We start from the raw sequence: 25280 nt of genomic DNA, 5'->3' as shown, positions 1-25280 counted from the left end.
CAGTGAAGTTCGCGGAAACTCTCACCGGCCCACCGCTGTGACGTGGGTACACTGCACGGGCACGCACGCCCAGGCGCGCGGCAGGCCTCCTTAGCTCAGATGGCCAGAGCAACGCACTTGTAATGCGTAGGTCGTCGGTTCGAATCCGACAGGGGGCTCGTAGTACGTCGTCGAGGGCGGCGCGGGTTTCCGCGCCGCCCTCCGTCGTGCCGCCGAACCGGCCGCCCGGGTGGGTCAGACCGTGAACTTGACCGCCTCCAGCCAGCGGGCGTTCTCCAGGGCTCCGCCGAAGACGTAGCCGGGGCGGGCGTCGGCGCAGCCCTGTGCGCCCCAGTCGAAGCCGTGGACCTTGGCCGTCTGGCAGATCCGGCCGCTGCCGATGTTGATGGCGAAGCCCGACATGACAGGGGCGCTCTTCTTCGTGCTGCCTATGTAGTTGTTCCTGCCGTCGGCGATCACCGCCGTCCACTGCGGTTCCCACTTGCCCCGTCCGTCGGAGGACGCCGGGTCGTGGACGAAGGCGTTCGCGGCCGAGCCGCCGCTGCCCGACACCGCGATGTTGAGGGCCTTGATCGGGCTGTTCCGGCCCGAGGTGCCGGCCATCGTGCCGTCGCACACGGGCTTCTGCCAGCCCTGTCCGGAGACGTAGGCGCGGTAGCAGATGTGCCGCCCCGAGGGATCGTTGCGGGCGAGACGGCTCACGGCGGTGGCGGCGGTGTCCTGCGCGGGCTTCGCGGTCACCGTGGCCTGCGGGGGCCTGGCCGTCACGGTGACCGTGACCCCTCCGCCGCTCCGCGGGTCCTTCGCGCCCTCGGAACCCTTGGACCCCTTCGTGCCCTTCGGCTTCTTCGGTCCGGCCGACGGGGAGTCCGAAGGGCTGGGAGGGGGCGGCAGGGTCGCGGTCGAGGTGGAGATGGGTCCCGACCGTACGGCCTGCGGGCTCCGGCTCGTCTCGTCGCTCGACCGGGCGGCCTCCTTGCGGTGTCCGCCGTCGTCCGATCCGCCGCTGCCCAGGATCACCAGCGGGACGATCACGAGGGCGGCCGCGACGAGGGCCACGGGCCCGACGACCAGGGGCCTGTGCAGCAGGCCCGGGCCCTCGTACTCGTCGTCCGACTGGCGTGACCCGGCCCGGCGGACGAGCGTGGGCGCCGACCGTGCGGCGGGGGACCCCGAGCGCGCGATGGCGCCGAAGCGCGCGTCCGGGCTGGGTCGAGCGCCGAAGCCCGCGTCCGCGTCCTCGTCGGGGTCCGCGCCGAAGTCCGCGTCCTCGTCGTCGTACGTCCCGGCGGCCACGACCGCGCCCGTTCCCGTGTCCGGGGTGGGCGGCGGGGGTGGTGTCAGTGACTCCCGTCGCCGCTGCTGCTCCAGCGTGTACGCCTCTACGTCGAAGTCGTCGTCGTCATCGTCATCGTCCTCGATGTCATCGGCGTCGGCGTAGTCGTCATCATCGTCGTCGCCCGCGTCGCGCAGGTCGGCGTCATAGTCGGCGGCGGCTTCGTCGTAGGCGTCTTCGGGGGCGCCGTCGGCGGGGGTTGGCTCTTCGGGCCGTCCCTCGGGCGACGTCGTCGGTTCGGGCGGGTTCCGCTGTTCGGACGCGGCCGGCACGGCCGGCGGCTGTTCGCGTTGGTCCACGAGTGTGCTCGAACCGTCCGGGGCCACCTCGACGAACGCCACGTAACCCGCCGCCGGGTCCGAGACGGTGGCGGTCACGGTGGTGCCGCGGTCCCGCGCGTATCCGTGCAGCGTGTCGAGGATCGCCGCGTCGACCGTCACCCCGTCCGCCGACGGTACGGGCTCACCGTCGATGGCGGCCGAGCCGTCGCCGGAGATGACCACCGCGTAGCCGGGGGCGTGCGCGGGTGCCTCCTGCGGAGGTATGGGCCCGGACGTCTCCCCCGCGGGGTCCGGCCCGCCGAGAGCCGTGGGCTTTCCGGGCGTGGCAGGGTCGCCCTCCGTGGTCGGTTCGGGCGTCGCTTCATCCCGGCTCATGGCGTTTCCTTCCTGACGTTCCCGGCCGCGTGGCGCCGGCCGGGCCCGTCGCGTCGGTTCCTCGTAGCGCAACGGGCGCCGCGCGGGAACGGTTCAATGCCGGGGCGGAGCACAACGGACCGACGGGTATGTGGGCTCCCGCACACCCCCAACACCCCTTAGCGGAAGGGGGTGTTCAGTAGAGTGCGGAGAGTGAACGCCTACGAGGATTCCGTACGCTTCGCCGTGCTTGGACCGGTCCGGGCATGGCGCGGGGAGCGGGAGGTGGACGTCGGTTCTCCGCAGCAGCGGGCCGTGCTGGCGGCGCTCCTGCTCAGGCGAGGACGCCCTGTCACGCTCGGCGAACTCATCGACGCCGTCTGGGGCGAGGACCCGCCGGCGGCCGCCGTGTCGGTCGTACGGACCTATGTCTCGCGGCTGCGCAAGGGGCTGGAACCGGAACGGGGTGCCGCCGGATCCCCCCGGACGGTCGTCTCGGTCGGTGACGGATATCTGCTCCGGACACCCGAAGGCGCCCTGGATCTCGGGGTGTTCGAGCGCAGGGTCGCCGAGGCCAGGAAACTGCGCGCCGCCGGTGATCCGTCCGCGGCGGCCGATCTGCTGCACGCGGCGCTCGGCGGCTGGCAGGGGGCGGCCCTCGCGGGCGTGCCCGGACCGCTCGCCGGGTCCGAGGCCTCCCGGCTGGAGGAGCAGCGGCTGGACGCGCTGGAGCTCCGGGTGGACGTCGACGTGGAACTCGGACGCCATGGCGAGGTGATCGCCGAACTGGTCTCGCTGACCGGGAAGTACCCGCTGCGGGAACAGCTGTGCCGGCAGCTCATGCTGGCGCTGTACCGGTCCGGGCGGCAGGCCGAGGCGCTGGCCGTCTATCGCGGGACGCGCGGCACCCTCGTGGCCGAGCTGGGCATCGAACCCGGAGCGCCGCTGAAGGATCTGCACGACCGCATCCTGGCCGCCGACGCCTCCTTGGACGGCCGGCCGGCCCGGTCGTCGCCGCCCGAACCCGCACCGCCCGTGAAGCCGGCTCCGCCGGTCCTCGCGCACGCGGCGATTCCCGCCCAACTGCCCGCCGACCTGCCGACGTTCGCCGGCCGATCGGCCGAACTCGACCGGGTGCGCGCCCTGCTGCCCGTGGCGGGGTCGGCTCCGACCACGGTGGTGATCGGCGCGATCGGCGGTATGGCCGGCATCGGCAAGACCACTCTCGCCGTGCACTGGGCCCACGAGATGGCCCACCGCTTCCCCGACGGACAGCTCTACGTCAACCTGCGGGGCTTCGACCCGACCGGCGTGCTGATGGCGCCGGACGACGCGATCCGGACGTTCCTCGACGCGCTCGGCGTCCCTCCGATGCGGATCCCCGCGAGTCTCGACGCCCAGGCGGCGCTCTACCGCAGCATGCTCGCCCGGCGCCGGGTGCTCGTCCTGCTCGACAACGCCCGTGACACCGAGCAGGTCCGCCCGCTGCTGCCCGGTTCCCCGGGCTGTCTGGTGATCGTCACCAGCCGCAACCAGCTCACCGGTCTGGTCGCCGCGGAAGGCGCGTTCCCGCTGACCCTGGACCAGTTGTCGCCCGCCGAGGCGTACGACCTGCTGGCGCGCCGCCTCGGCACCGGCCGGCCGGCGGCCGAACCGAGGGCGGTCGACGAGATCATCACGCGGTGCGCCCGGCTCCCGCTGGCGCTGTCCATCGTCGCCGCCCACGCCGCCGCGCACCCCGGTTTCCCGCTCAGCGCCATCGTGGACGAGCTGCGCGAGAGCCATGGCAGCCTCGACGCCTTCACCGGCGGCGACGACATCGCCACGGACGTACGGGCCGTCTTCTCCTGGTCGTACAAGGCGCTGTCCGCCCCGGCCGCCCGTCTGTTCCACCTGCTGAGCCTGCATTCCGGGCCCGACATCTCCGCGCCCGCCGCGGCCGCTCTCGCCGGGCTGCCGCCTCGGGAGGCCCGCGGCCTGCTCGTCGAGCTGACCCGGGCCCATCTGCTCACCGAGCACTTCCCGGGCCGCTACACCCTGCACGACCTGCTGCGTGTGTACGCCGCCGAACGCGTCCAGGCCGAGGAGGCGCCCAAGGAGCGGGACCTGGCGCTGGAACGGCTGCTCTCCTGGTATCTGCACACCGCGGACGCCGCCTACCCGCACATCACCCCGCGCCGCCGACGGATCCCGCTCGATCCGCTGCCTCCCCTGTGCCGGCCGCGGGAGTTCACGACGCACGACGAGGCGCTCGGCTGGTGCGAGACGGAGCGGGGCAACCTGGTCAGCGCGGTGCATCAGGCCGCCGCCTCCGGGCTTCCCGGCATCGCCTGGCAACTGCCCGCGGTCCTGTGGGGGTTCTTCTATCTCCGCAGTCACATGCACGACTGGCTCGACACCGCCGGGGTGGGGCTGGCCGCCGCCCGCGCCTCCCACGACCGCGAGGGCGAGGCCCAGGGACTCGCGGACCGGGCCGCCGCCCTGCGCAGCTCGGGCCGGTTCGACGAGACGATCGAGCACCTGCACCAGGCGATGGCCGCCTGCACCGCCCTCGGGGACGACGACGGCACGGAGTCGGCCGTGGCCAACCTGGGTGACGCCTATCTCCAGTCCGGGCAGCTCGACGAGGCCGTCCGGTACATCCGCCGCGGGCTGGCCAGTGACCGTGCCGTCGGCGGGGCCTGGGGCGAGGGGATCGCCCTGAGCAATCTGGGCGACGCCTATCAGCGGCTCGGCCGGTTCGACGAGGCCGTCGAGTTCCTGGACCAGGCGCTGGCCGTCCTGCGGACCAACGGCAACCGCTGGGTCGAGGGCGTCACCCTCGACATCCTCGGCACCGTCCACCGCCGGCTGCGGCACCACGAAGCCGCGGTCGTGTACTACCGCCAGGCGCTCGCCACACACCGGGACATCGGCAACCGGTGGGGAGAGGGGCATTCCCTGAGCAACCTCGGGGACGTCCATCTGGACGCCGACGAGCCGGAGGCCGCGCGCGACAGCTGGCGGCAGGCCCTGGCGATCTTCGCGGAGTTCGACCATCCGGACGCCGAGAAGGTCCGCGCGAGGCTCGGCCGTCTGGAGGGCGGCCCGCCCGGAGCCCGCGCCCAGGGGCCTGCCGAGCCGGGGCGGACCGCCTGACATGCGTCTCCTTCGGTTCTTCGGTCAGGGACCGGCCGAGGCCCCGGGGCAGGGCCTCGGCCGGGTTCACCCGAACAACGGGCCGCGGCGGAGGACGGTTCAACCGGGAGGCCGGCCCGCGTCGCGGTAGGCCCGGCCGCCTGCGTTGGCGGTCGTACCGTCGTAGAGACCGGTCGGGCTGGTCACGGTCGAGAGCGTGAACCACGCGTAGCGCTCCACGAAGTCCAGGCCGTCCAGCATCGACGTCGACGACCTGATGAAGTCGGTCTGCTCCTGCTCCCATGGATAGCGGGGTGTGCCCCGGGAGAAGTCGATCAGGCCGTACTCGGTCAGCCAGACCGGCTTGTGGTAGCGGTCGTGGACGGCCTGGAGGTAGCCGCGCAGCTGGTCGGTGGCGGCCGGGCCGAAGTCGGCGCCGTACCAGTGCAGCGGGATGAAGTCGACGCGCAGTCCGCGCTCGTCGGCTCCCCGCATGAAGCGGTCGAGCCAGCCGCCGGGCACGTCGGCGCCGGTGGCGACCGCGGGTGCGCCCAGGCGCAGGCCGGTCGCCTCCAGCCGGGGCCACAGGTCGAGCGCCTGCTCGGGAGTCATGGCGGCCTGCCGCGGCGAGTCCGGCTCGTTGAAGCCCAGCAGTTCCTTGCCCTCCTTCGCGGCCTGCCCCAGTTCGGCGTCGGTGACCGAGCCGGGACCCCAGATCATCGGGACGTAGTCGACTCCGGCCGGCTTGGTGACGGCACCGGTGGAGGACGCCCAGTCGAAGTACCAGGACGCGCCGGAGTCGGCCAGCGCCTGGGAGGCGCCGTCGACGGGGTTGAGGCTGACGCCCTTGCGTCCGGCGGCCGGGATCTGCGGGCCCGGCGCCGCCGTGGTGGCGGGGTCGGTCGGCGCGGTGCCGGTGCCGGTCCCGAAGGCGACGGTCAGTCCGGCGCACCTGGTGCACTGGTACATGACCTTGTTGCCGGGCTCGGCGTCCTGTTTGGACCAGGCGTACGCGGTGGGGCACTTCTGGTTGACCATGTCGCTGTAGCCGGTCTTGTGATCCCGGTCGGGGTTGACGCACACCAGCGGCGTGCCCGTGCCCGGGTCCTTGACGAGGTTGTCGGCCGGGCAGGCGGACAGCAGGTCCTCCGCGCAGCCCGCGACCGCGCACTCACCGCTCGGCGGCGGGGCCGCTCCGTCGGGCGTGATGGTGACCGGTGCCGCGACGGCGTTGACGTAGCTGACGTCGTACCAGGGCGCGAGGGAGTCAGCCGGATCGAAGTTGAACTCGGCCAGTCCGGTGGGCTGTTCGCCGGTGGAGCAGTGGTCGGCGTACGGTCCGCAGTCGCCGACGGCACAGTGGAACGTACTGCCCTCCTCGCCGCCGCAGCCCTGGCGGGCGAAGAAGGTGCCGCGCCAGTGACCGGCCCCCTCGCGCTCGGGGACGGTGAGGGTGGCCGACTGGCCGGGATCCAGGACCGGCAGACCGGTGAGCGCGGTGGAACCGTCGGCGTTGACCGTGCTGCCGACCCAGATACGACCGTCCGTCCTGTTCTGGAGGGTGACGGTGTGCTCGGCCGTGCCGACGTCGGCGGCCGGGGTGCCCTGGATCCTGTCGCCGCCCGAGCGGTGGGCCCGTACCGCCACGGCGGTGCCTGTCACACCGACGACGACCAGGAGCAGGGCCAGGAGTAAGGATGTGCGTCTGCGCATGGAGCGTGTGCCTCTCCGTCGGGAGGGAGCCGGTTCGGTCCGGCGACCGGTTGCGTCGCCGCAGGCACGACGGATGGGCGGGGGTGGACGGTTCACCCGCCCGGTGTCAGGCGCGTCGCGCCGTGTTCCGGGCGGGCGGGTTCTGCCGGACGGGCACCGGGCTGACGGACCCGGACCGCGAAGGAGAGCCGGTGCTCCCCGGGGCCGACGAGTTCGAAAAGGCGCCGGGCGATTCGCGCAGGGCCCGATGGCCGTCGCCGCTGAGCAGGGACGGCACCGGGGCGGCACCGAGGAGCGGGGACACCGGGGTCGCCTGGTCCAGCAGCGGGGACAGCGGGGACGCCCGGTCCAGCGATGGGGAGAAGGGCGTCAGGTTCGGCGAAGGGGACAGCGGGTTCGCCCGGCTCGGCATCGGGGAGACCGGTGGCTCAAGGCCCGGGGAAGCCGAGGACAGGGTGTGGTCCGCCGGCCGGATGTCCCACTCGGCCCGTTCGGCGCGGTCCGCGCGTTCGGCCGCGAGGAATCCGTGTCCGTCGGTGACACCGCCCGCGCGTGGGCTGAAGGTGGCGCCGGTGGTCTGTTCGGCCAGCGCGAGGCGTTCGGCCTCCTGGAAGCCGTGTCCGTCGGTGACACCGCCCGCTCGCGGACTGAAGGTGGCGCCGGTGGTCTGTTCGGCCAGCGCGAGGCGTTCGGCCTCCTGGAAGCCGTGTCCGTCGGTCATCTCGTCCGGGCCGGGGGCGTCGAAGCCGCTCCTCGGCGTCGGGGCGCCGAGGGCCTCCGAGGAATCAAGGCGCCGCGCGGGGCGCTCCCACCGTGACCGCAGTACGTCGTCGCCCGGTCTCGGGGTGCCGTCCCGCCGCGTGTCCGGATCGTGGCGGGTATCCGGGTCCAGCCGTGCGGCCGAGTCCTGCCGCACACTCGGGTCCTGCCGTGCGGCCGAGTCCTGTCGCGCATTCGGGTCCCGCCGGGTGCCCTCCCGGTCCCGGTCCGAGGCCGCTTCCAGCCCCAGCTCCCTCAGGTGCGCCCTGCCGGCGTATCGCGCGACGGCCGGCATGCTCTCGGGAGACTCCTCGTACGCCTTCTTCCACTTCTGGTCGGTCCTGACCAGGTGCAGCACCGCATCCTCGAAGGCTTCGCGCGCGTCGGGCGGAAGCCGGCGGATCCGCTCTTCGAGGAGCGCCATGCCCTCGTGCACGGAGGGGTTTTCCGAGCCGGGCCGTGGTCCGGCCGCGGGTGCGGTCGGGGGCGTCTGCCCCAGCCCGTCACCGGGGTGTACGGCGGACCGGCCGAGGGACTCGCCGCCCGGCCCGCCTTCCGGTCCGCCGCCCAACGCGCTTCCTGAACCGCCGCCGGGCGCGGGGCCCTGCCCACCGGGCGCCGAACGCGCTCCGCCGGTGAAGCGGCGCAGGATACGGCGCAGTTCGGCGGCCAGCCGCTCCCAGACGCTGTCCGCGTCCGCTCCGCCGCCTGCCCGGTTCCGCAGGCCGTACTCGGTCTTGAGCAGGTCGCGCGCCAGCCTGGCCTCGGGGCGCCGCCGGGTCAGCCGGTTCCGGCTTCCGGAGGCCCCGATGCCGTTCGCCATGACGTCCCTCCTTCGGTCGAGCGGGTTCAGGCTCCGCGCAGCTCGAAACCGTTCGGCAACGGCAGCAGGCCTGGGGGCAGTTGAACCTCGGGGAGCCAGTGGGCGCCGTCGACGGGACGCGGCGGGTCCGTACGGTCGTAGCACCCGTTCGCGGACGGCGCGGACCGGCGGCGTTCCAGAAGACCCTGTGCCGCGAAGCGCCTTGCGCGGGCAGCGGGCATGCGCGTACCTCCCCAGCCTCTCGGCGGTGCGGTGCCGGCCGGGTGCCGGCACGGCTTCGGGAAGCACAACGGGCGGAAGGCGCCCGGGAGTTCAACGCACGGGCGAGGGGGTCGCCCCGGCACGGGCGCCGTCGGGACGGCTCCGGCGATTGAACCCGAGGTGGTGCACCCTCCGTTGTGCCCCACAACCGGGTGCCGCGACGCACCGGCCGAACGGACGGGAACCGGGGGACAGGAGCACCGGGGAGAGACAGAGAGACGACGGCACCCGGGCCAGCACGCCGACGACGCAGGAGAGGAAATCCGTACATGCCACGGACCAGCGGCTCGGGCTCGGACAGCGAAGAGTCCGTCAAATCCTTCACCACCGCGAGAAGCGACAGCTCCACGGTCAGCTACACGGCTGCCGCAGGATCGTCGACCTTCCAGGCGAACACCGGTCAGCCGCCCGCTCCAAGCACCCCACCGCCCGTTCCGGGCACCCCGCCGGCGGTGTCGATCACTCCGCCCGCCGTGTCGGCGAGCCCGGTGCCCCTCACGGCCAGTCCGACGGCCAGTCCGACGGTCAGCCTGGCGGCCACTCCGCCGGCCAGTCCCCCGCCCCTCCCCGCCGTCGACCCGCCCGGGCAGAACCCCGTGGGCGTCTTCGACGTCGAGGCACAGACGTTCCTCGCGGCCGATGCGCAGCAGAGCGCCGTCTACCGGTGGAGCCAGGACGGGGGGAAGTGGCTCAGCGAGAACCGGGAGCACGTCAAGCGCTTCGCCTTCGAGGCCGTCCCGCTGATCCTCCAGTCCGCGGGCAAGGGCACCGACAACAACCACCTGAACATGGCGGGCGTCGGTCTGGCGGGGGTCAAGAACGCCGCCTACCTGGTCCAGGCGGGGGTGAACTACTACAACACCGGGGACAAGGCCTATCTGGCGCAGGGAGCAGCCGCGGTGGCGGGGCTCGGCGGTGCCGTGGCGTCCGGCTACGGCAACGACACCACCCTCCCGCAATCCAGCCAGAACAACTGGCAGTCGGCGGGGGCGGCTTTTCAGGCCGGTTCGGCCACGTGGAGCTACACCTCCCCGGCGGCGCAGCAGCAGCCGGCGCCCACCGATCCCGCCGCGTCCGCCACGACGGTGAACCCGACGTCCGTGCCCGCCCCCACGGCGGCGTCATCGTCGTCCCCGTCGCTGCCGGCGGACCAGCAGCAGCCGCCGATCCTGCCCGCGGGGCGGGAGGTGGTGGGACGGCAGGACTCGGTCGCGACGGGCGTCTCGACGGGTTCGACCACGACCAACCCGGCTCCGGTGCGCCGGACGACGACCATGGTCCAGCGGACCAACACCACGAACGGTGCCAACGGCAACGGCAACGGCACCGGCCGGGCCCGGAGCAACAGCTGAAGAACGTCCTCCGCGCATCGCGGCGGCCGCCGGCCGGAGACTCTCCGGCCGGCGGCCGCCGCTGCCTGGGGCTCGTCACTTCTTGCTGGGGCCGCCGGGCTTCTTCTTGTACTGGTCGCCCCGCACCCACGCCGCGAGACCGCCTCCCGACTTGTGCTGTTTGGCCTCCTTCGTCTCCTTCGACCTCTGCTTCCCCGTCGAACCGCTCTGCACCGGGACCGGGACCGGGTCCGCGGACGGCGGACTGGGGTTCCTGGGGGCGTGCGCCAGCGGCGCTCCGAAGTCGGAGGAGGCCGAACCCGTGCTCGGTGTGCGCTCCTGCGTGTTCGTGTACGAGGGGTTGTACGACCTGGCGTCATGGACCGGCGACGGGGGTTGCTCGAAGAGCGACTGGCTCTCGACGGGGGACTCGGTCTGCCGCATGGAGTACGACGCGCCGGGGCCGACCGGCCGGGGCGTGTACGTGTACAGGGGCTGCCCGGTGTACTGGGCCCCCTGCGGGAAGTAGCTGCCCCCGCCCCCGGGGACCGACGACGTCGGAGAGTAGTCGGCGGTGGAGGTGCCGAGGCCCATGCCGGACACGCCCTGCGCGAGCTGGTCGCCGTAGTTCGGGGAGCCGGGCCACTGCGCCGTGCTCGCCCGTCGTACCTGCTCGGACTTGAAGGCGGTCAGCTTGCTGTCCAGGGTGACGGCGGCCACGGCCTGTTCGTTCAGCGCGGTCCGGACGGCCGCCTCGGTCTCCGCCCTGCTCGCCCCTTGCAGGGAGGCGTTGGTCGCCGCCCTGGTGAGCTGACGGTTCACCGTGCCGGACAGGTCCTTCGGGCTCTCCGCGGCCCCGGGGACGTTCGTGGCGGGGTCCGCCATGACGACGACCGCGTTCGGGTCGTCGAAGACCTTGTGGAAGCTCTTCAGGGAGTGACTGCTCGACGCGCTGTCCTGCGAACTCGACGAGCTGGTGGAGGACTTGGAGGACTTGGAGGCGTTGCGCGCCTTCTCCTGGTTGCGCCAGCGGTTCTGCTTGTCCGCGAAGTCCGGGTCGTCCGGGGAGGGGATCTGGTCGAACGAGTTCTGCGAGTGGATGTTGAAGGTCGCCTTCGTCTTCAGCGACCACGTGGACGAGTCCTGGGAGTCGCCCCGGATCCCCATGACCTTGACGTGCATGTTGGAGACCTCGCCGGCCTCGATCCGCTTCTTCAGGTGGGGCCACTCGTGCGCGGTCAGAACGCTGTTGTCCACCTTGCCCTCGAGGATCACCGCCTCGACCGGCCCGCGCGCCCCGTCCACGTAGTGGCTGGACATGTACGTCCAGAGGTCGGCCTGCACCGGTGCGTCCGACCAGTTGCTGAAGCCGCAGTTCCGTCCGTTGAAGATCTTTCCCGGGGGTGAGGTCTCCAGGATGAGACCGCCGGCCTTCGCGGCCTGCCGCGCCGGGTAGTACGGCTCGGTCTTGCTCCACAGGTACTTCTTGCTCAGGGTCTCCTGCGCCTTCGCGTCGCGCATCTTCGCGAAGTTCTTGTCCCGCTTGTTCTCCCGCCACCAGGAGGCCGGGACGTGCAGGGCGTTGATCCGGTCGAACTCGCCGATGAGGTTCGTCGCCGCGTTCTCGGACCAGGACGGATCGGGCTTGTTCCCCTGGTTGAGCCATGTGCCGTTCCGGTGCAGCTGGTCCATGTAGCCGTCGAAGGCCCGCATGAACTGCTTGTCGTGGTGCAGGCCGTACTTCTTCACCTCCGATCTCATCTCCGCTTCGTCGGACCTGAACTTCGTCTCGTCGAAAAGCGCCAACGTGAGGTCCTCCTCGCCGGTGGCGAGTGACTGCCGTTCACTCGCGCTGTCGAGCCGCCGTTACGACCGGTCGCTCCCGGAGCGCCCCGACGGCCGTGACAACTGCAACGGTTCGCCGGGGCCCGGCGGTTCAACCAGGCGCCGGCACCGTCGATCCGCCGGATCCGTGAACCCCGTACCGCACAAGTGCGTTGTGTGCCCGGACGGGAGACCCGGGCTTCGCGCCCCACGGCCTCGTCGACCATCGTCCGGCGCGGCTCGCACCGCGCATCAGGAAGGAGTGCCATGACGGTCCAGACGGCCGACGCCGAACAGGCGACCGCGGCGCCGAAGTTCATTCTCTACCTGGAGGCGCCCGAGTACGGCAGGGCGCTGCGGCAGCTGACCCTGTGGGTGCACCATGTGCTGCTCCCGGTCTACGGCAGGGAGGTCACCTCCCTGGCTCCGTGGTGCTCGCGCTGGTGGGAGCACCCGGAGGCGGTCGCCCAGCTGCACGGGCTGTGGCTCGCCTGGGGGGAGCTGAGCGACACCGGATCCGACGCGGGCCTGAGCGGTCCGGCGGGCTGGCACCGGGACTACCTGGGCCCGATCATGCAGAACCTGCGGGACCCGTCGGGGGTGTTCGCCGGCTGCAAGCCGGGATCGCACCGCCCGAAGGAGGTGCCCACCGTCGACGCCGTCGACCCGTTCGGGCCGCCGCCCGGACCGCCGCCGGCCGCGGGCTGAGACACGCGGACGGGGGCGGACCACACCGGCCCGCCCCCGCCCCGTCCATGCCTCAGGCGTCCGCGCCTCAGGCGTCCGCGCCTCAGGCGTCCGCGCCTCAGGCGTCCGCGCCTCAGGCGTCCGCGCGTCGGGCGTCCATGCCTCAGGCGTCCGGGCGGACCACCCCGAGGATCTCCATCGACGCGGCCGGGGAGACGTACACCCAGCGGCCGGGCCGGGGAGCCTGGATGATCTTCCCGTCGCCGATGTACAGGGCGACATGGCTGGCGTCGGCGAAATAGATGACGAGGTCGCCGGGCCGCATGGCCTCGATCGGCACGTGCTTCAGCCGCCGCCACTGCTCCTCCGAGGTGCGGGGGATCGGGTGGCCCGCCGCCAGCCAGGCCTGGGAGGTGAGGCCGGAGCAGTCGAAGGAGTCGGGGCCCTCGGCTCCCCACACGTAGGGCTTGCCGAGCTGGCGGGTGGCGAACGCGATCGCCTTCCTCCCGGCCGGGGTCGCCTCGGTGCCGACCTTGTCGAGGATGCCCGTGCCCACCCACGCGGCCTGGGCGTCGTCGGCCTCCTTCTTCTCCAGTGCCGCGAGCCGCGCGACCTCCTTCTTCTCCAGCCGCGACTCCAGTTCCTTCGCGTCGGCGATGTGCCGCTCGATCGAGTGGCGTTCGGTGTCGCGGGCGCTGCGGCTCGCTCTCAGCCGCTTCAGTTCGGCCGAGGCCTCGTCGGTGCGGGCCCCCAGGTCCTTGCGGGTGGCGCCCAGGGCGGTCAGCACCCCCTGGGTGGCCTGCTGTGCCTGGCGGGCCAAGGACGCGTTGTCCAGGGCGCGTTCGGGGTTGTCGGAGAGGGCGAACTGCATCTCGGCGGGCAGGCTGTCCCCCCGGTACTGGGCGCGGGCCGCCGCCCCTGCCAGGGAGGTGAGGCGGCCCAGCCTCGTCTCGGCCGCCTCGATCCGGGAGCGGAGCGAGCGGACGCGCCTCTCCTGCTCGGTCACCTTCTCGTCGGCGGCGTCGTACTTGTTCGTGGCGACCTCCGCGTCGTGGTAGAGGCGCTCGAGTTCGGCGTGTACCTCGGTGAGGGTGCCGGGCTCGGCCCGGGCCGGCTGCGGGGCCGTCGCCGTCAGGGCGAGGGCCAGGGTGACGGTCGCCGCCGTCCGCCGGCCGTGTACGCGCAGGGTCCGTCTCATCTGTGCCGAAGCTCCTTCCATGGGCGTCCGTCGGGCTGTGCGGGGCGGGGTCGTCCCCACAACGGGGCGGTGGCGTCGGGTGGTTCAAAACGCGGGTATGAACCGGTCGGACGCGCGCGCCGTTGTGCGTCCCAGGTGCGGTCGGCGGACGAAGGGATCGGTATGGGCGCGGAGTTGGTGCTGCTGGCGCTGTGCACGGGGTTCGGCCTCGGCTTTCTGACGCTGGCGACACGGTCGGCGCTGGGGGCGGTGACGCTGTGGGTGCGCGGGCTGCGGGTCATGGGCCGGGTGACGCCCCGCGGCGTCTTGGACCGGCGCCCGGGCGGGCTGGTGGTGTTCTCCGACCAGCTGGGGCGGGGGCTGGTCCTCGACCCGGGGTGGCGGGGGCCGCTGTGCGGGCTGCCGCCGGTCGGCGGCAGCGTGCCCGTGGTCTACGCGCAGAACCGGCCGGCCACGGCCCGGCTGTGGACACTGCGGTATCTGCTGGCGCCGTCGTTCGGCTGGTTCCTCTCCTCGACCCTGGCGTTCGGCACCGGCGTCGTGGTCTCGTCGTGAGCCGTGGCCCGGGCGCGGCGCGGAACGGCGGGGGCGCGTCGGGCCACCTCGGGCGGGTCGACGGGATCGACGTGCTGCGCGGATTCGCGCTGCTGGGCATCCTGCTCGTCAACGCCCAGCTGATGGCGGGCCCTTACACCGCGTTCGGCGGCGGTCCGGGCGCCTCGGCCGCCGACCGGGCGGCCGCGTGGGCGGTGACCGCGACCACCACCGTCTATCAGCTCTTCTCCTTCCTGTTCGGCTACAGCTTCGTCCTGCACCGGAGGGCCGCCCGGCGGGCGGGAGCCGTGTTCCCGGCACTGCATCTGCGGCGTACGGCGGGGCTGTTCGGCCTCGGTCTCGCGCATGCCGTGCTGCTCTACCCCGGCGACATCCTCATGACGTACGCGGCTCTCGCGCTGGTCCTGTACGGCCTGCGCGGCCTGACGCCGAGGGCCGCCGTGCGCCTCGCGATCTGTCTGGTGGCGGGCCTCGCCGTCCTGCTGCTCGGGTACGGGCTGCTGACCGTCGCCCTCACCGAACCGCTCACCCCGGCCGGGTACGCGCCCCGGGTCGCGGAGTCCGTGGCCGCCTACCGGGGCGGCGCCCTGTCCGTGATCGGGGCGCATCTGCGCGAGCTGCCGTCCGCGCTCGGCGCCAACCTGATGTACGCCCCGGACATGCTGGCCGCGTTCCTGGCGGGACTCGCGGCGGCCGGGACGGGACTGGTGGAGCGGCGCGGCCGGGACAGGCGATGGCTGCGGCGGACCCTGTCGCGGTGGCTGCCGGCCGGTCTGGCAGGCGGTGTCGTCACCGCCTGCTGTGCGAACGGCCCCCTGGACAGCCGGTGGTTCCTGGTCGGGCACGCGGTGTCGCTGCTGACGGCGCCGGCCCTCACGGTGTCGTACGCGTGCGCGGTGCTCCTGCTGGCCGGGGCCGTGCGCCCGGCGGCGGTCGTGCTCGCCGCCTCCGGGCGCATGGCGCTCAGCCACTACCTCACCCAGTCGCTCGTCCTCGCCCTCGTGTTCACCGGGTACGGGTTCGGGCTCTACGACCGGGTCGGCACCGCCGTCGTCCTCGCGGGCTGCCTGACGCTGTACGGACTCCAACTGGCCTTGGGTGTCTGGCTGATGGGCCGGGTCCGCTACGGGCCCGCCGAACTGCTGCTGCGCACGCTCACGCTGGCGCGGCGTCCCGGCCGGGCGCCGGCTTCCCCAGACTCACACCCGGCAGCGGACGGTCCGCTGCCCGTCGCGTGATCGCCGCGGTCTCCGCCTTCGCGGCGGCCGAGATGGCGCCGGCTCCGGGCTCCTTGTACCAGGGACGGAGCCGGATCAGGGCGGGCCTGACACCGGTCGCGAGGAGCAGCGCGGTCCCCTTCGGCAGGGCGCGGATCCGGTCGGGCGGAAGGACGGCCTCCTGTCGGTAGGAGTACGACCGTGACGTGCCCTCCCTGCCACGGGAGACGCTCGGGGTGCGGACGTCGTGCTGACCGACGAGGGTGGAGATCTTCTGGACGAAGTCGGCGTCGTCCAGACCCGCGCCGAGGAGTTTGATGGTCGCCGCGCTCCACAGCGCGTCCATGCCGACCTCGCCCCAGACCCGGGCTCCCTGGCGGTAACTCTGGAGCAGCGTGACGACGTTGATGCCGCGGGATCCGAAGTGCGAGTACAGATCGGGGAGATCGGAGATGCGGCACACGTTCGCCGCTTCGTCGAGCACCGCGGTCAGCGGTGGGTCGAGGCGTCCGCCCATGCGTTCGGCGGCCACGACCCCGGCCCGCATCGTGGCGTCCGCGAGCCCCGCGATGACGCCGGCCGCCGAACCGCCGCCGTCCTTGGACAGCAGGTAGAGCGTGTCGTTGCCGAGGACGTGCTGGTCGGGACGGAACTCGGGGAGGTCGGGGTCGGGGGTGACCCAGGCGAGGATCTCGGGGTCGAGGAGACAGGAGACGGTCTGCCGGGCGGTCTCGTAGATCCCGTCCCGCGTCTCCACCGCGCCCCGCACCGTGCCCTGGAGCTGCTCGGCCATCGCGACGAGCCCGACCTGGCGGAGCAGGTCGACCGGGGTGCGGTCGGCGGGGTCGGCGAGCCAGGCGAGGAGTTCGGTCAGCGGGGTCCTGCTGCGGGCCGCGGCGAGGAACAGCGCGGTGAGCGTGTTCTGGGCGGCCGAGATCCAGAAGTCCTTCTTCGCGCTGTCGTCGTTGACGGACGCGACGAAGTGGCCGGCCATCCGGCGGGCGCCCTCGATACTGTGGCACTCGCCGAGGATGTTCCACCACATCGCGCGCGAGGTGTGGGCGATGCCCTGCGGGTCGAACGTCCAGACCGTGCCGGCCTTGGCGCGTTCGGCGCGGGTGACGGCGTACACGTCCGCCTTGTTGGACGTGAGCAGGACGGCGCCCTGGGCGCGCAGCACCCGGGGCACGGCGATCCCGGTCGACTTGCCGGCGCGGGGCGCCATGAGGTCGAGTTCCACGTCCTCGTAACTGCTGCGCAGCTCGGGGCCCTTGGGCTCCAGGTCGCCGAGGAGGTTGCCGGTCTCGTCCGGGTGCACCTGGTCGCGGCCCTTGAGGCCGGGGCGCAGTTCGCGGGCGCGGGCCTCGATGCCCTTGGGGCACATGGCGGCGAGTTCACGCCGCCCGGCCAGGCCCTTGGGGCGGGCCGAACGGTCCATGAAGAGGCGTACGACGACGGCGAGGGGCACGGTCACCAGCGCGAGCAGGCCGAGCATGCCCCCGTAGACGGCGGCCGCCGGCGCCCCTGGCCACAGCGCGCCGGGTCCGCCGGAGACCAGGCGGGTGACAGTGGACAGGGCGAACGGCGGGGCGGTCCAGCCGTTGCCCGACAGGCCGGCCCCGAGGGTGCCGCCGGACCAGGCGACGGTGAACACCAGCAGACCGGTGCCGGCGACGGCGACGACGGCCCAGGGCAGCAGATCGTGCGGGTCGCTCCCGCCGCGGGGGGCGCTCACGCGGTCCACCGCCCGGCCGCCGCCTCGGTCCCGGGGCCGCCGGGGAGTCCGTGGGCCCCCTCCCGCGCGGCCCGTGCCACCTGTTCGGCGGCGCGGGCCGCGGCCTTCTCGATGGCGTCGTCGTTCGGCGTCCAACGGGTGTTGGTGTTGTGCAGCTGGCGCTCCGCGTCGGTGATGGCGACCTTGATGGGGATGCCGGGGCGGCCGCCGACCTTGATGAGGAAGCGGCCGCGGCCCGGCGGTTCCTCGTTTTCGCCGCTGACGCCCCAGCCGGGCGGCGAGGACCAGGACGACACGAGGTCGATCTCGCGCCGGGACAGCCCGACCACCTTGCCGAGGTCCTCCATCTCGGTCTTCGGCAGCCCCGCGCACACCACCATCCCGGCCCGTTCGACGAAGCCGCGGGCCTTGGCGCGGTCGGCGTCGGTGCCGAGGGCCTCGGCGTCCTTGAGCGTGTGGGTGATCTTCGCGTCGCCGAGGCCGAGCGAGCGGTTCAGCCGGGTCAGCGCGTCGATGCGGTCGACGATGCCGGAGGCGGCCCGCAGCGGGCGCCACAGTTCGTCGAGGACGGTGAAGAACCAGCGCCTGGGCGCGAGTCCGGCGTCCGCGAGGGCGTGCGAGGCGGCCACCGTGCCCAGTCCGTCGGACCAGGCGGCGAGCATCGCGGCGGCGGTGAGCTGGGTGTCCGCCTCGCCGATGCCGGAGATGTCGATGCACACGGCGGGCGCGTTCGGGTCGATCCGGGTGGACGTCTCGGAGGCGAAGGTGTCGCCGAGCGGGCCGTCGAGGATGCCTAGCAGGGAGCGGTGCAGCGGGTCGACGGCGTCCCGGTAGCGGGCGTCGTCACCCCGGTCGAGCGTGACCGAGCGCACCCGGGGCGGGCCTTCGGTCAGTACCCGCAGCACGTCGGGCAGCAGCACCGAACGGCCTTCGGGGGTGCGTTCGCGCAGGTGGTGCAGCACGGCGGAGAGCACGGACTGCTCGTGGTCGTCCATGGGGCGCCCGCGGACGATGGTGATGAGGGCGGCGACCATGTTCAGCACACGCCCGTGGGCCTCGGCCTTCAGGACGTCTCCGGCCTCGCCGCCGATCTTCGCCGCGGCCTCGCCCATGGCGCCCGGGTCGAGGACGTTGATGCCGCCCCGGCCGCGGCCGATGGAGATCACCTGGCCGCCCAGCGCGCGGACGGTGTCGGCGTAGTCCGGCTTGAGGTCGCCGAGGACGAGCGGGACGACACCGGTCGCGGCGAGTCCGATCAGCATCCGGTTGATGAGCGTGGACTTGCCGAGGCCCGGCATGCCGAGCATGAACAGAGAGGGGTTGGAGATGTAGCGGGCCCGGGTGAACCAGTTCAGCGGGTCTCCGCAGACGGTGGCGCCGGTGAACAGGTGCTGCCCGAGCGGTACCCCGGTCATGGGCGAGCCGGAACCGGCGGCGAACGGCCACATGCCGCAGGCCTGCACCGTAGTGGCCCGCCACATGGTGGGCGGGTCCATGTAGCCGACGCGCCCACCGCCCACGCCGTACCAGCCGCGGTGCGGGACGAAGAGTTCCTTCGGCTTCGCCGGGGCCTTCTCCTTGCCGGGCCGGGCGGCCTTGCCCGCCGCTGCCGCCGGTCCGGTTGGTCCTGCCGGTCCGGTCGGTCCTGCCGCTGGCGCCGCCGGTCCTGCCCGGCCGCTTCTGCCTGTCGGGGCCGTCGCACCCGCCGCACCCGCCCTGCGTGTCCTGCCTGCCGTGTCCGGCACCAGGAGCCCGGAACGGCCCGCGTCGAACTCCGCGGCCGCCCGTTCCTCGGCCAGCCGGTCGGCCCGCTCGGCCTGCTTCTGCTCGCGCCGGCTCACAGCGCCTCCTGGAGTTCGTGCGGGACGAGGGTCTGCTCCCAGGGGAGGATCCCGGCGGGCAGGGTGCAGCTGAACGCCGCCGCCTGCATCCGGTCCGCGGGCCGCATCAGTACCCGGGACGCCGCGGTCAGGTTGCGGACGGTGACGCTCGCGTCCGCCAGCTCTTCCATGCTGTCCACGGTGACCGTGAGCATCAGCGAGAACTCCACGAGCCCGGCGCCCGAGGCCTCCTCGGCGGCGGTCTGTTCGGCCGCCCTCACCTCGGAGGCCGCGCGGGCCTGCACCATCCCCTTGCCCGACGAGGCCATGAACTGGGCGCTGCGCCGGTCCGCCTCGACGATGCGGGCGGAGGTGGCGGGGTCGATGGGCCGGTAGACCAGGGCGACCCGCTTGCGGCGGGTGCCGGGCGCCGCCTCCAGCATGCCCCGGAGCACCGACGAGCGGATGGTGCCGCGCGGTGCGAGCGTCAGCATCCAGGTCCGGGAGACGCCGGAGTCGTGCTGGTAGCTGTTCACGGTCTCGACGGCGGCCGCGGGGCCCGCGTCGTCCCACTCCAGGCCCGTACCGCCCTGCTGGGCACGGGCGTTGAGGACGTCGGCGGCGACGGCGGGGTCGTAGGCGACGCGCACGACCTCGGCGATCCGCTCGGCCGACAGCGGGTACGAGGCACCGCCGCCCGCCGCGACGAGCCCGCTGAGCAGGCCCGGGATGCGGATGGCGAGGTCGGCGATCACGTCGTCCTTCTTGCGCCGCTGGCCCGGCGGGACGCCGTAGGTCAGGGTGATGTAGGTGTGCATCTCGGACGACGCGCTCGGGTAACGCTCGACGACCTCCTCCATCACGGCACGGGCGGCCGGCGGGGCGTCGGGGTGGATGCGGGGCAGCACCTCGTGGGCGAGCCGGGTGCCGGGGTCGGGGGCGGTCTCCACGATCACGGTCGCGCCCCGCAGTCCGGGCTCGTGGGCCAGCCGGGCCAGCCACTCGCCCCAGAGGGCGACCCATACGTCGACCTGGTCGGGGTCGATCAGCGAGCCACCGTCGGGGTCGCAGCCGAGCACGATCGTGTACAGGTTGCGGACCGGGTGGTGCAGGACGCCGAACGGGCGGTCGTAGGCGTCCCGGCCCTCCGTCGCGGTGACCTTGTTGAGCAGGCCCGGCGGGCGGAACCGGCCGCCGGGGCGGGCGGACAGCGGGCCGGAGACGTAGAGGTGCGCGCCCTTCGCCTTGCGGCGCCACCATCCGATGCGCAGGGTGATCAACTGGTAGACGTTGCGCCCGTCCTGGGTACGGATGGCGAGCGGCACCAGGAACACGACCGTCGGTACGAGCACGACCAGCGCCGCGTACAGCGAGATCAGCGACGCCAGCAGGGTGACGATGAGCCCGCCGAAGACCCCGAAGGTGCCGACGAGCCCGAGCGGTCCGAGCCCCGGCCGTCGTGGCCTGCGCCAGTTTCCGTAGGTCGGATGGATGACGGCTTCCGTTGACATGGGTCCGGTTTCCCTTCGTGAGGTGACGGGGGTGCGGCGCGGTGGGACCGCCGGGCTCCCGCGGGGGGAGGGGGAAGCCCGTGGTGAGACCGCCGGGTTCCCGCGGGGGGAGCGGGAACCCGGCGGCCGTTTCAGGGGCGACAAGCAGGAAAGGAGGGCGGGGGCCAACTAGCCGACGGGGATCACTTGTTGTGGCCCAGTTCGCCGTCGGCGCCCTCGACGGCGCCGGTGACGGTGGAGCTGGCCACCTGCGCCGCGGCCACCGCCGCGAGCACGGCGACACCCGCCGGTCCGGCGGCCGCGGCCGCGCCGCTCGCCGCTCCGGCACCGGAGGCACCGGCCCGGCCCGCCGCGGCCGCGCCGTTCGCGCCGCCGGAGCCGGTCGCACCCGACTCGCCGCCCACTCCGGACCCGCCGCCCGCGCCGGACGAACCGCCCGAGCCGCCGGATCCGGTCGCCCCGCTCGGACCCATCTGCCCGCCGCCGCCGGAGGAGCCACGGCTGCCGCCGAGCTGGACCGCGCCACTGGCGAGACTGGAACCCGCCTGGCCCATCGAGGACATCGGGTTGCCGGTGCCCATGGCGGCGGTCGCCGGCACGATGAGCTTCAGCAGCGCGGGCAGGGCGATGGCCGACAGCAGCATGACGCCGATTCCGGCGATCCGGGTGTTGATGGTGCTGGTGTCGCCGCTACCGCTGTTCCTGCCCGAATTGATCATCGCCATACCGGCGTTGAGCACGAGGGCGACCGCGGGTTTGTAGAGCAGCCAGGCGATCATCCAGCCGATGTGCTTGCGCCACCAGCCGGCGCCCCAGTCGGTCATCGAGGCGGCCGCGGCCATCGGGAGGGTGCCGAGGAGCAGCATCATCACGCCGAGCCGGATGTACATCAGAACCGTGTGGATGATCCCCGCGATCAGCAGCAGGAACGCGAGGACCAGCAGCAGGAAGGACTGGATCCCGCTGCCGTCCGAGCAGGCTCCGACGTTGTTCAGGGAATCCCGTACGGCGTTGTTGAACAGGTAGTTGGAGTAGCTGTCCCCAACGGCCGCGGCGGCCACGACGACGGTGGTGGCGGCGCCCGAGACGAGCACCACCCGCATGATGCCCTTCAGCGCCGTGCGGCCCGCGTCGCCCTTGCGTTCGATGGCCATGCGGCAGGCCGCGAAGAGCAGCGAGCCGACGGCGAGGTAGACCACGATCCACTGGGTGTCGCTGCTGATGTCCTTCGACGTCTGGGTCTGCTCCAGCGTCGGGACGTTGGTGGTCAGCGCCGCGAACACCGCGACCGCGCCCGCGAGGATCGTCTTCGCGATCAGGTCGACGATGGTCCCGATGGGATCGCCGAGAAAGCTGAAGAACCCCTTCACCAGGTCGATGACCGGATTCCCGGACGTGCAGTTCACGTCAAACCCCCCAAAGGATGAAGCCGTTGGTGCTCTGGACGGCCGACACCGGCGAGTGCAGCGAACCGTTGTCGTCGGGCTGGACCTTCCAGTCACCGCCGCTCCAGCGCAGGGAGATGTCGGTCGCCGCGTATCCCTGGGCGCTCTTGAGGAGCAGTCGGACCGTCGCCGCCCTGCCCGTGTACGAGCTCACCGAGAAGCCCGCGTACGTGGCGACGGTCGTACCGCTGTTCTGGTTGTCGGTGCTCGTGACGGTGGCCCGCTGGAACTCGAACATCTCGCGGCCCTGCCCGGAGACGACCTGCTGTTCGGTGACGGTGCGCCAGTCGGATCCGCTCATCTGCGAGGGGATGATGTGCGCGGCCAGCGCGGCCCCGGTGGGCGTGTGCGCGTAGCACCACCACAGGGGCCCCTGGATCAGGGTCGGCCCGGCGGAGGCGGAGACGGGGACCCGCGCGACACCGAGGGTCCGCCAGCTCACGTCCTTGGGCGCGGCCTGGGGCAGTGCCGGGCCCGCGCTGTCGTCGGTACGGCAGCCCCGGGGCCGGCCGTCCTTCGTGGGGGACGGGCCGGCCAGCGGGCCCTCGGAGGCCGCGGCGTTCGCGTGGGCCGTGGTCGTGTCCGGGCCGGACAGCAGGGTGACGATCCCGCCCACCACGACCACGACGGCCAGGAATCCCGCCGACAGCTGCCAGCTGCGCTGCTTGTAGTACGGCCCGGACTCCGCGAGCCGGCGCTCCCTGCGCTTGAACATCACGACCGTCCGCCGGGCCTACGCGAAGACGAAGCTGATCAGCGGACCCGCGGTGGCCACGAGGACACAGCCGCCGAGCACCATGCCGAGCCGGCTCATGTGCTCCGAACTCTCGCCCCGCTTGACGGACACCGCCATCATCGCGCCGGTGATCAGCACTCCGGCGACACCGGCGGCGGTACCGGCCCAGGCGGCTATGCCGAGGACCGTGTTGACCTTGGAGGTGAGTTCTCCGGGGGCGTTGGCCGCGGGCTGCGGGACACCGGCGGCGAGGATGTTTGAGGCTTCGTAGAGCAGAGAGGACATGAGGATCTCCGAGGGATTCGGCGCCCGGCACGAGCGGTGGGCGGAAGGTGACTGGCTTGACGGGAAGGCGTGTTGAGGTCAGGGGCCGAGGAGCTGGAGGCTGCCGAGGGCCGCGACGAGCGGTCCGGCGCACGTGGCGATCAGGCAGCTGAGGGTGACGAAGAAGACGCCGCGGAAGTGCTCGCCGCCCTCGCCGGGGTCGCCGCGGCGCAGCTGGAGCGCCATCTGGATGCCGACGATGATCAGTCCGCCGACCCCGCAGGCCGAGGCGCACCAGGCCAGCAGGCCGAGGATGGTGTCGGCCTCCACCGGCGGGGTGTAGGCGGCCAGGAACCGCGGGTCGAGGAGGGACTGGGTCACGACACGGCCCCCTCGCCGTAGAGATCGGCGCCCACCAGTGCTGCGAGCGTGGCGAGTTGCCGGGGGACGGACTTCGGCCGGCCCCCCGTACGCCATGCCGGTATCCACGGCACGCGGTGCACCCGGGCGACGGAGCGGAGTACGCGGATGCGGCGCAGCAGACCGAGCGGCAGTCGTCCGGGGGCGTCGGCGACGAGGACCACGCCCAGCAGTTCGAGCCCCTGGGGGGCGTCGCCGTCCTTGAGCGCGCCGAGTGCCTGGGAGACGGAACGCAGTCCGCGCGCGTTGGTACGGCCGACCAGGACGACCCGGCGCGGCTCGCCGCGGGCGGGGTCCGGCCAGCGTGCTCCCACCTCGACCCCGCCGAACGCCTCGGCGAGCGAGGTCGCGCCGGAGCCGCCGTGCGCCTTGACCCATCCGACCTCGTCGCGTGACGTGCCACGCGCGGTCCTGGGCCGCTTCGGACGGCCCCAGGACGGCTCCGGGGCGGGAGCCGAAGCGGTACGCCGCCCGGGGGCGGACCGCGACGACGCGGGCTTCGGCCTGGGCACGGTCTGCGGGGCGGTCCGCACCTCGGGCGCCGCGGCGAACACCGGCTGCTCCGGGTGGACTTGGGACGAGGCGGGCCCGACGCCGGGAGTCGGGGCTCCGGCGGCCGGCGCCGTCGGGGCGACCGGGACCACCGGGACGGCAGTGGTGGCCAGGACGGCGGCAGTGACCGGGGCGGCCGGAGCGGCCGCGGTCGTGGGGGCCGTCGGGGCCTGCGCGGCCGGGGCTTGCGGTGCCGGGGCCTGCGGTGCCGTCGGCCGGCCGGTGCCCTCGGCCTCGGGAGCGGCGGGTCGTGCTTCCGCCGGTGCCCCCTGCGGGTTCCTCGGTCCTCGTACCCACGACCCCGGGCCCGACGGCATCGCCGAAGGAGTGCCCATGTGCGCCCCGCCCCCCTCTTCGCTCGTTGATCGGCTGCTCTGGCTCATCTGGTTTCCACTGGTTTGAACTTCTTTGCCCCGGGGCCCGTTTGGATCTGTCGAGCCCGTCGGACAGCACAACGGGCCGTGTGGCCGCAGCGGTTCAAGGCAAGGGGAAGAAGGCGGACGCTCATGAGTGAGGAGAGCGGGGGAGGCGGTTCGTCGACCGCCGTGCGCAACGGGATCATCGCGGGCACCGGCTGCGGCTGTCTGCTGTCACCGCTCGCCCTGGCCGGAACGCTGGTCGTCGTGGTGGTCCTGGGCGGGTTCGGCGTTCTGCTGGCCCCGCTCATCGCGCTGTATCTGCTGTTCCACGGCGGAGGCGGCGATCCCCCCAGCCAGTCCGACGCGGACCAGTCCCTCGGCATCTTCCAGGGGGACGGCAAGGGCGAGCTGGACACCTCCACCGTCCCCGCGGACCTGGTGGACCCGATTCAGAAGGCCGGCGAACTGTGCGGCGCCATCGGCCCGATCGTCATCGCCTCCCAGATCGAGAAGGAGTCCGGTTTCAACAGCGCCCTGGTCGGCCCGAACGGTGAGAAGGGTCTCTCGCAGCTGCCGCCCGACATCTTCAGCCAGTACGGCAAGGACGACGACAACAACGGCAAGACCTCGGCCCTGGACACGAAGGACTCGATCATGGCGCAGGGCCGCTACCTGTGCGAACTGGCCAAGCAGGGCCAGCAGATGATCGACGCCGGCGAGGTGAACCAGAGCGACGGGGACGGGACCACCAACAGCGTCCTGGACCTCGCGCTGGCCGGCTACGACGTCGGGATGGACGCCGTCCGCGCGGCCAGGGGGGTGCCGCGCACGAACGAGGCACAGGGCTATGTCCTCGCCATCCGCGCCCAGTTCGCGAAGTACCAGGGCATCGGCGCCCCGCCCTCCGGCGCCACCCCCGGCGTCACGCCCGACCCGGACTCGACCACGACCGGCCCCTCGCCGGCGACCACATGAGGAGGAC

The 25280-nt window shown here is 73.0% G+C and carries 20 protein-coding genes and 1 tRNA gene; 7 read left to right on the top strand and 14 right to left on the bottom strand.

Features of this window, described 5'->3' with window-relative positions; translation table 11 throughout:
• The first annotated feature begins 84 nt into the window (after positions 1–84).
• Positions 85–158: transfer RNA gene (locus ABZV42_RS02185), tRNA-Thr, on the top strand.
• A gap of 76 nt (positions 159–234) precedes the next feature.
• Here ABZV42_RS02185 and ABZV42_RS02180 read toward each other — a convergent pair.
• Entirely contained in the window at positions 235–1992 is a 1758-nt protein-coding gene (locus tag ABZV42_RS02180; protein WP_356050664.1) for a hypothetical protein, read from the bottom strand.
• Positions 1993–2184: 192 nt separating this feature from the next.
• On the opposite strand from ABZV42_RS02180, the gene ABZV42_RS02175 reads away from it, so the two are divergent.
• The gene (locus ABZV42_RS02175; protein ID WP_356050663.1) at positions 2185–5109 is read left to right on the top strand and encodes a BTAD domain-containing putative transcriptional regulator; all 2925 of its coding nucleotides are present in this window, start codon (positions 2185–2187) and stop codon (positions 5107–5109) included.
• 99 nt (positions 5110–5208) lie between these two features.
• Here ABZV42_RS02175 and ABZV42_RS02170 read toward each other — a convergent pair whose 3' ends face one another.
• The 3 genes from ABZV42_RS02170 to ABZV42_RS02160 all read right to left on the bottom strand — a co-directional run bounded on the left by ABZV42_RS02170 (position 5209) and on the right by ABZV42_RS02160 (position 8604).
• A complete protein-coding gene (locus ABZV42_RS02170) occupies positions 5209–6801 on the bottom strand; it encodes a glycosyl hydrolase (protein ID WP_356050662.1) in 1593 nt (530 codons plus the stop codon).
• Positions 6802–6907: 106 nt separating this feature from the next.
• The gene (locus ABZV42_RS02165) at positions 6908–8383 is read right to left on the bottom strand and encodes a hypothetical protein (RefSeq protein WP_356050661.1); all 1476 of its coding nucleotides are present in this window, start codon (positions 8381–8383) and stop codon (positions 6908–6910) included.
• A 26-nt stretch (positions 8384–8409) separates the two neighbouring features.
• Positions 8410–8604, bottom strand: a complete 195-nt coding sequence (locus ABZV42_RS02160) for a hypothetical protein (RefSeq protein ID WP_356050660.1) — start codon at positions 8602–8604, stop codon at positions 8410–8412.
• A 309-nt stretch (positions 8605–8913) separates the two neighbouring features.
• Here ABZV42_RS02160 and ABZV42_RS02155 point away from each other — a divergent pair, with 309 nt between their 5' ends.
• Entirely contained in the window at positions 8914–9996 is a 1083-nt protein-coding gene (locus tag ABZV42_RS02155) for a hypothetical protein (protein WP_356050659.1), read from the top strand.
• A 75-nt stretch (positions 9997–10071) separates the two neighbouring features.
• Here the strand turns inward: ABZV42_RS02155 and ABZV42_RS02150 are convergent, their stop codons facing one another.
• Positions 10072–11736, bottom strand: coding sequence for a hypothetical protein (locus tag ABZV42_RS02150; protein ID WP_355977453.1), 1665 nt, complete (start codon positions 11734–11736; stop codon positions 10072–10074).
• A gap of 330 nt (positions 11737–12066) precedes the next feature.
• On the opposite strand from ABZV42_RS02150, the gene ABZV42_RS02145 reads away from it, so the two are divergent.
• Positions 12067–12507, top strand: coding sequence for a DUF4913 domain-containing protein (locus ABZV42_RS02145; protein ID WP_355977455.1), 441 nt, complete (start codon positions 12067–12069; stop codon positions 12505–12507).
• A gap of 142 nt (positions 12508–12649) precedes the next feature.
• Here ABZV42_RS02145 and ABZV42_RS02140 read toward each other — a convergent pair whose 3' ends face one another.
• Positions 12650–13684, bottom strand: a complete 1035-nt coding sequence (locus tag ABZV42_RS02140) for an NlpC/P60 family protein (protein WP_356050658.1) — start codon at positions 13682–13684, stop codon at positions 12650–12652.
• Positions 13685–13846: 162 nt separating this feature from the next.
• On the opposite strand from ABZV42_RS02140, the gene ABZV42_RS02135 reads away from it, so the two are divergent.
• Both ABZV42_RS02135 and ABZV42_RS02130 read left to right on the top strand, forming a co-directional pair.
• A complete protein-coding gene (locus ABZV42_RS02135) occupies positions 13847–14239 on the top strand; it encodes a hypothetical protein (RefSeq protein ID WP_355977459.1) in 393 nt (130 codons plus the stop codon).
• Complete coding sequence (locus ABZV42_RS02130) at positions 14236–15477, top strand: DUF418 domain-containing protein (protein WP_355977460.1); 1242 nt, start codon at positions 14236–14238, stop codon at positions 15475–15477. Before ABZV42_RS02135 ends, ABZV42_RS02130 begins: the two co-directional genes overlap by 4 nt.
• Here the strand turns inward: ABZV42_RS02130 and ABZV42_RS02125 are convergent.
• From ABZV42_RS02125 to ABZV42_RS02090, 8 genes are all read right to left on the bottom strand, one after another.
• Positions 15395–17191 (bottom strand): TraM recognition domain-containing protein, encoded by a 1797-nt coding sequence (locus ABZV42_RS02125; RefSeq protein WP_355977462.1) that lies wholly within the window; start codon positions 17189–17191, stop codon positions 15395–15397. The two genes, ABZV42_RS02130 and ABZV42_RS02125, sit on opposite strands and share 83 nt — an antisense overlap.
• Complete coding sequence (locus ABZV42_RS02120) at positions 17188–19032, bottom strand: ATP/GTP-binding protein (RefSeq protein WP_355977464.1); 1845 nt, start codon at positions 19030–19032, stop codon at positions 17188–17190. The genes ABZV42_RS02125 and ABZV42_RS02120 overlap by 4 nt, the downstream gene beginning before the upstream one ends.
• Positions 19029–20522, bottom strand: coding sequence for an SCO6880 family protein (locus ABZV42_RS02115; protein ID WP_356050657.1), 1494 nt, complete (start codon positions 20520–20522; stop codon positions 19029–19031). Before ABZV42_RS02115 ends, ABZV42_RS02120 begins: the two co-directional genes overlap by 4 nt.
• A 182-nt stretch (positions 20523–20704) precedes the next feature.
• Positions 20705–21928 (bottom strand): hypothetical protein, encoded by a 1224-nt coding sequence (locus ABZV42_RS02110; protein ID WP_355977468.1) that lies wholly within the window; start codon positions 21926–21928, stop codon positions 20705–20707.
• A gap of 1 nt (position 21929) precedes the next feature.
• Positions 21930–22682 carry a hypothetical protein gene (locus tag ABZV42_RS02105; RefSeq protein WP_355977470.1) on the bottom strand — a complete coding sequence of 251 codons (753 nt, stop codon included), beginning with the start codon at positions 22680–22682 and terminating at the stop codon, positions 21930–21932.
• Between the two features lie 18 nt (positions 22683–22700).
• Positions 22701–22988 carry a hypothetical protein gene (locus tag ABZV42_RS02100; RefSeq protein WP_355977472.1) on the bottom strand — a complete coding sequence of 96 codons (288 nt, stop codon included), beginning with the start codon at positions 22986–22988 and terminating at the stop codon, positions 22701–22703.
• A 78-nt stretch (positions 22989–23066) separates the two neighbouring features.
• Positions 23067–23348, bottom strand: a complete 282-nt coding sequence (locus ABZV42_RS02095; protein WP_355977474.1) for a hypothetical protein — start codon at positions 23346–23348, stop codon at positions 23067–23069.
• Positions 23345–24274, bottom strand: coding sequence for a hypothetical protein (locus ABZV42_RS02090; RefSeq protein WP_356050656.1), 930 nt, complete (start codon positions 24272–24274; stop codon positions 23345–23347). Before ABZV42_RS02090 ends, ABZV42_RS02095 begins: the two co-directional genes overlap by 4 nt.
• Before the next feature lie 171 nt (positions 24275–24445).
• Between ABZV42_RS02090 and ABZV42_RS02085 the strand changes: the two genes are divergently transcribed.
• Positions 24446–25273: a lytic transglycosylase domain-containing protein gene (locus tag ABZV42_RS02085; protein WP_355977480.1), complete on the top strand. Its 828-nt coding sequence runs from the start codon at positions 24446–24448 to the stop codon at positions 25271–25273.
• Positions 25274–25280: the final 7 nt, after the last annotated feature.

Source organism: Streptomyces sp. NPDC005281 (assembly GCF_040607495.1).
Taxonomy (GTDB): Bacteria; Actinomycetota; Actinomycetes; order Streptomycetales; family Streptomycetaceae; genus Streptomyces.
This window is presented reverse-complemented; position numbering and strand designations above follow the sequence as displayed.